The organism is Kitasatospora sp. NPDC004240, from assembly GCF_053603215.1.
Genome location: NZ_JBSGFD010000301.1, coordinates 1,665 through 7,104, shown reverse-complemented (window position 1 = coordinate 7,104; position 5,440 = coordinate 1,665). Strand labels below are relative to the sequence as shown.

The window sequence follows — 5,440 nt, the reverse complement described above, 5'->3', positions numbered from 1 at the left end:
GCGGCCGCGCCCGCCCGGCGCCCGCCGGACGCTCCGCCCGTACCGTCGCCGCCTCGCGCAGCGCCCGGCCGGTGTGGCGGGCGAGCAGCCCCAGGCCGGCCACCGAGCCGGCGTACTGCATCAGGTGGTGAACCGGCACCCCGGCCACCCGCCGGTCCAGCACCGGCAGCAGCCGGCTGCCGAACCGGCCCGCATGGGTGAAGGCGTCCCACCCCACGTGACTGGCCGCGCCGATCGCGGCCGAGGCGGCGAACCGGGCGACGTCCGCCGGGGCGACCGGGCGGGCGCCGGTCCGTACGGTCAGCGCCTCGGCCGCGCCGGCCGTGCCGTCCGGGAGCAGCGCGACCAGGGGACCGCGCAGCAGCCCGTGCCAGCCGGCCACCAGGGCTCCGGCGAGCACCACGTCCACGGTGGGGACGGCCCACCAACGGTGGGTCAGGCCACCGTGCCGGTACACACCGGGGCACAGCGACTCGGCGAAGAACGGCACATCGGGCGCCATCGACCCGGCCACCAGCGCGGACGCGATCAGGGGTCCGCGCCCATCGGCCACACGCAGCAGCGGCAGGACGGCGGCGGGGTGGCTCAGCGTGAACGGCATGGCCTCATCCTGCCCGTGCCGACCCGTTCCGTCCCCTCGGCAGCCCGTCGAGCACACCGGCCGCCGGGCCGCACGCCGGGCCCGTCACACCCCGCCCTCACCCCGCACGCCGGGTCCGCCACGCCGAGCGCGTCAACTGCCCCGCCCGTCACGCCCCGCCCGTCACGCCGGGCCCGTCACGCCGCGTCGGCCGCGCGGGCGAGGCCCTCGGCGGCGGGACAGCCGGCCTCCAGGTACCGCAGCTCGCCGCGCCGGCGGGCGTCCAGGGCGGCGGCGAGGCGGCGGTGGCGGCCGGGCGGCAGCAGACCGGCGGCCTCGTCCAGGGTGACGAACCGCCAGCTCCTCAGCTCCTCCTGCTGCAGGCGCATCCCCTGCCGGGCCTTGGCGTCCAGCAGCCCGCCGTCGTACATCAGGCGCAGGCCGCCGCGGCGGGGGCCGGTCCGCGGCTCCCAGTCGACCGCGAGCAGGCGCAGCGCCGCCGGGTCGATCCGCAGGCCGAGTTCCTCGGCGGTCTCGCGCAGCGCGGCGTCGGTCGGGGCCTCGCCGCGTTCGACGACGCCACCGGGGAACTCCCAGTCCGGCTTGTACACCGGGTCGACGAGCAGGACCCGGTCCTGCTCGTCGAAGAACAGCACCGCGGCGGCCACGGTGTCGCCGGTCGGGTCCGGGGTCTGGACGATCGGGCAGCGGGCCGAGCCCTCCCGCACCAGTTCGGCGAGCCGGGCCGCGGTCTCGCGCGGGGTGAGGCCGCCGGTGTCGACCATTCGGGCGTCCCGGGCCAGCCAGCGCCGGGCGGCCCGGTAGCGGGGCAGGTGCTCCAGGCACCACTGCCGGACGTGGGCGCTGCGCTCGGGGTCCCCGGGGCACTCGTCGCGCTGGGCGATGCGCTCGCGCAGGATCGTTTCTCCAGGATCCAGCACGAGGTGGTGCACCACGATCCCGTGCGAGGCGAGCGAGCCGAAGATCTCGTCGCGGTAGTCCTCTCTCAGCAGCGTCATCGGGACCACCAGCGGTCCCGGCACCTCCCCCAGCAGGGCGGCCGCCATCTCGGGCACCAGCCGGCGCCAGGCCGGCAGGTCCTGGAAGTCGGACACCGTCGCCAGCCGGTCGGCCGGAAGTATCCGGCGCAGCCCGAACCCGACCAGCTCGGGGTCGAACAGCGTGCTGCCGGGCAGGAGTTCCACCAACTCCTGACCCGCACTGGTCTTGCCCGCCCCGAACGTGCCATTGATCCAGACGATCACAACGTCCCCTGCCCTCGACTCCCCCGGTGCCGTTCGCACCGGGCGGCGCCCCCGTCAGCCGAACCAGCGCCACCCGTGGTGGTACCCCCGCCGCGCCGGTCCCCATGCCTCCTTGACAGCGCCGCCCACCAGCGCTCCCACCGCCCCGTGACAGCGGCATGTGCCCAGGTCGGACGCGTGCGGACGGTCACCTGGGACGTGCGGCGGGGCGGAGGGGGTCATTAAAAGTAGACCGGTCTACATATTCTCACCGCCCCCACATGTAGACCGGTCTGCATAATCCACCACCAACCCGCCCCACAACCCACCCGATAATCCGCCCCACACCCGCCCCACACCCCACCCCATCCCACCCCCAGTAGACCGGTCTACATATTCGCCCCCGATGTAGACCGGTCCACACATTCCCAGGCCCTCAGGCCCGCCCTCCCACGCCCTCCCGCGCCCTCACGGGCACGCCCGCCCCTCGCCGCATCCTGGCCGCACCCGTCACGGGCGCCCCATGTGCGTCGGGTAGTAGCCGCTGGCCATGCCGGAGATCCGGATCAGCGTGCCGGGCCGGGCGGCCTCCACGTACTGGTTGTTGCCCAGGTAGATCGCCACGTGGTGGATGCCCCGGGCGGTGCCGTCGTCCGACCAGAAGAGCAGGTCACCGCGACGCAGCTCACCGGACCGGACCGGCGTGATGGCCGCGTACTGGTCGTTGGCGACGCGCGGCAGCGAGATCCCGCCCCGCTTGAACGACTGCTGAACCAGCCCCGAGCAGTCGTACCCGTCCGGCCCGTTGCCCGCCGCCCGGAACGGCTTGCCGAGCTGGGCGAGCGCGAACTGCACCGCGGTCTCGACATCGGCGTCCGCCGCCGGGGCAGCCGAGTCCGCCGAGCCGCTCGTACTGCCCGAGGAACTCCCGGAGCCGCTCCCCCCGCCGCCCGTCCGGTCCAGGTAGATGTCGTAATGGCTGGTCCAACGCCACTCGCCCTTGCTGTTCTTGAACCAGTAGCGCGAGCCGTCCCAGCCCTGTTTGATGCCGCCGTTCGACACCCGGGTGGTGCCGCCCGTGCCACTCGTGCTCTTGCCGGTGGTCCGGGCGAGGTAGATGTCGTAGTGGCTGGTCCAGCGCCACTGCCCCTGGCTGTTCTTGAACCAGTAGCGCGAGCCGTCCCAGCCTGCGTGGGCGGGGGCGGGCTCGGCGCTCGCGGTCCCCACGCTGGTGCCGAGGCCGATCACTCCGGCTCCGGCGGCGATCACGGCCACCATGCCTATCCCCCGACGGACGCGTCCCACCCGGGAGGAACGGGTGCCACGGGAGGAGGCCTGGGCGGAGGTGTTGACGGTGGTCATCCTGCTGTCTTCCTTCGTTCGTCGAACGGGCACTCAGCTGCCCGCCAGTCACGTTAGGCACGCGTCCGCTCACACCGCGCAGTGGAGTGCGCCAAAGGAAGGGTTCACGATCGGTGACCGATCGTCATCTGACACTGCGACACGCCGGACCGCCCCACGCCGACGGGCACCTGCCGGGCACCCGCCACCACGCACCGACGGGCACCCTCGGAACACCCGCAGAGCCCCCGCCCTCATCCCCCCTGAAGGTCCGTGAGCAGCTGCTTCTTCAGCACCTTCCCCATCGCGTTCCGCGGCAGTTCGGGCACCAGCAGCACCCGCCGGGGCCGCTTGTGGACGGAGAGCCGTTCGGCGACGAACGCGGTCAGCTGTTCCCCCGTCACCGCGCCGTCCGGGACGACGTACGCGACCACCGCCTGGCCGAGGTCCTCGTCCGGTACGCCGACCACGGCCGCGTCGGCCACCGCGGGGTGGTCGCGCAGGGCCGCCTCCACCTCACCCGCGCCGATCCGGTAGCCGCCACTCTTGATCAGGTCGACCGAGGCGCGGCCCACGATCCGGTGGAAGCCGTCCGCGCCGATCACCGCGACGTCCCCGGTGCGGAACCACCCGTCCGCCGTCCAGGCCTCCGCGTCGGCGTCCGGCCGGTTGAGGTACCCGGCGAACAGCGTCGGCCCGGCGACCTGCAGCTCCCCCACGCTCTCCCCGTCGTACGGGACGGGCCCGCCGTCCTCGCCGACCAGCCGGGTGCGCACCCCTGCGAGCGGCAGCCCGACGCTGCCGGGGCGCCGTTCGCCGTCGGCCCGCGTGCTGACCGTGATCAGTGACTCCGTCATCCCGTAGCGCTCGACGGGGGCGTGGCCGGTGAGGGCGGCGAGCTTCTCGAAGACGGGCACCGGCAGGGGCGCGCTGCCGGAGACCAGCAGCCGGGCCGAGGCCAGCTGCCCGGCGGCCTCCGGATCGGCGGCGATCCGCGACCAGACGGTCGGCACGCCGAAGTACAGGCTGCCGCCAGAGGCCGCGTAACCGGACGGCGCGGGCCGGCCGGTGTGGACCAGCCTGCTGCCGGTCCGCAGCGCGCCGAGCACCCCGAGCACCAGCCCGTGCACGTGGAACAGCGGCAGCCCGTGCGCCAACGTGTCCTCGGCGGTCCACCGCCAGGCCTCGGCGAGCGCGTCCAGATCCGCCGCGACGGCCGAACGCCGGAGCACCGCCCCCTTGGGCGCGCCCGTGGTGCCGGAGGTGTAGAGGACGAAAGCCGTGCTGTCCGGCGCCGGCTCGGCGTACGAGGTGCCCGAGCGCTCCAGCGGGTCGACGGGCAGCGGGTCGACGCCGGCCGTCGCCGGTACGGCCTCACCGGCCGTGTGGGCGAGCAGCGCCGCACCCGAGTCCCGCAGGATGTGCTCGCGCTCCTTGGGCCCCGAGTCGGGCGGCAGCGGCACCACCGGCACCCCGGCCAGCAGGCCGCCGACGACGGCCACCACCGTCTCCACGGTGGGCCGGGCGTGCACCGCCAGGGCCGGCGCGCCCGCCACCCGGTCGGCCACGGCGGCCGCCGCCCCGAGCAGCTGCTCCCGGGAGAGCGCCCGCCCGTCGATCCGCAGCGCGTCACCGCGGTCGCCGTAGGTCCCCTGAATCGCCGTCAACAGTGTCATGGTCCGCCCTCGTTCGCCCGCGCCGGTAGTCCGTCCGGCCCGACTCTACGACCACCGGCCCGGGGCTTCCGGCCTGGCCACGCCCCGGCACGCCGGGCTCTGGAGAGCCCCGACGCCCCCAGCCCGGAGCCCCGGCACGCGCGGCACGCAGGCCGTGTCGGCACGCCCGGCCGGAGAACGCCGACGGCCCCCGCCCGGGAACGCCGAAGGGCGCGCCCGGGGTTCACCCGGACGCGCCCTCACGTCACCTGCGGTCTCAGCCCTTGCGGGTCTTGACCTCGGCGGTCAGCTGCGGCAGGACCGTGAACAGGTCACCGACCACGCCGTAGTCCACCAGCTCGAAGATCGGCGCCTCCGGGTCCTTGTTCACCGCCACGATCGTCTTCGACGTCTGCATACCCGCCCGGTGCTGGATCGCACCCGAGATCCCCGCCGCCACATACAACTGCGGCGACACCTGCTTACCCGTCTGACCCACCTGGTTGCTGTGCGGGTACCAACCCGCATCCACCGCCGCACGCGAGGCACCCACGGCCGCACCCAACGCGTCCGCCAGCTCCTCCACCACCCCGAAGCCCTCCGCCGCACCCACACCACGG

The 5,440-nt window shown here is 74.6% G+C and carries 5 protein-coding genes; all 5 read right to left on the bottom strand.

Annotated elements, in window-relative coordinates:
• A partial coding sequence (locus ACWEQL_RS39555) for a DUF4184 family protein (protein ID WP_452155976.1) occupies positions 1–601 on the bottom strand: 601 nt, incomplete at its 3' end.
• Between the two features lie 176 nt (positions 602–777).
• A complete protein-coding gene (locus tag ACWEQL_RS39550) occupies positions 778–1,845 on the bottom strand; it encodes an NUDIX domain-containing protein (protein WP_452155974.1) in 1,068 nt (355 codons plus the stop codon).
• 489 nt (positions 1,846–2,334) lie between these two features.
• Positions 2,335–3,186 carry a C40 family peptidase gene (locus ACWEQL_RS39545; protein WP_452155972.1) on the bottom strand — a complete coding sequence of 284 codons (852 nt, stop codon included), beginning with the start codon at positions 3,184–3,186 and terminating at the stop codon, positions 2,335–2,337.
• 233 nt (positions 3,187–3,419) lie between these two features.
• Positions 3,420–4,841 (bottom strand): acyl-CoA synthetase, encoded by a 1,422-nt coding sequence (locus tag ACWEQL_RS39540; protein ID WP_452155970.1) that lies wholly within the window; start codon positions 4,839–4,841, stop codon positions 3,420–3,422.
• Positions 4,842–5,097: 256 nt separating this feature from the next.
• On the bottom strand, positions 5,098–5,440 hold a 343-nt coding region (locus tag ACWEQL_RS39535; RefSeq protein ID WP_452155968.1), incomplete at its 5' end, for an electron transfer flavoprotein subunit alpha/FixB family protein.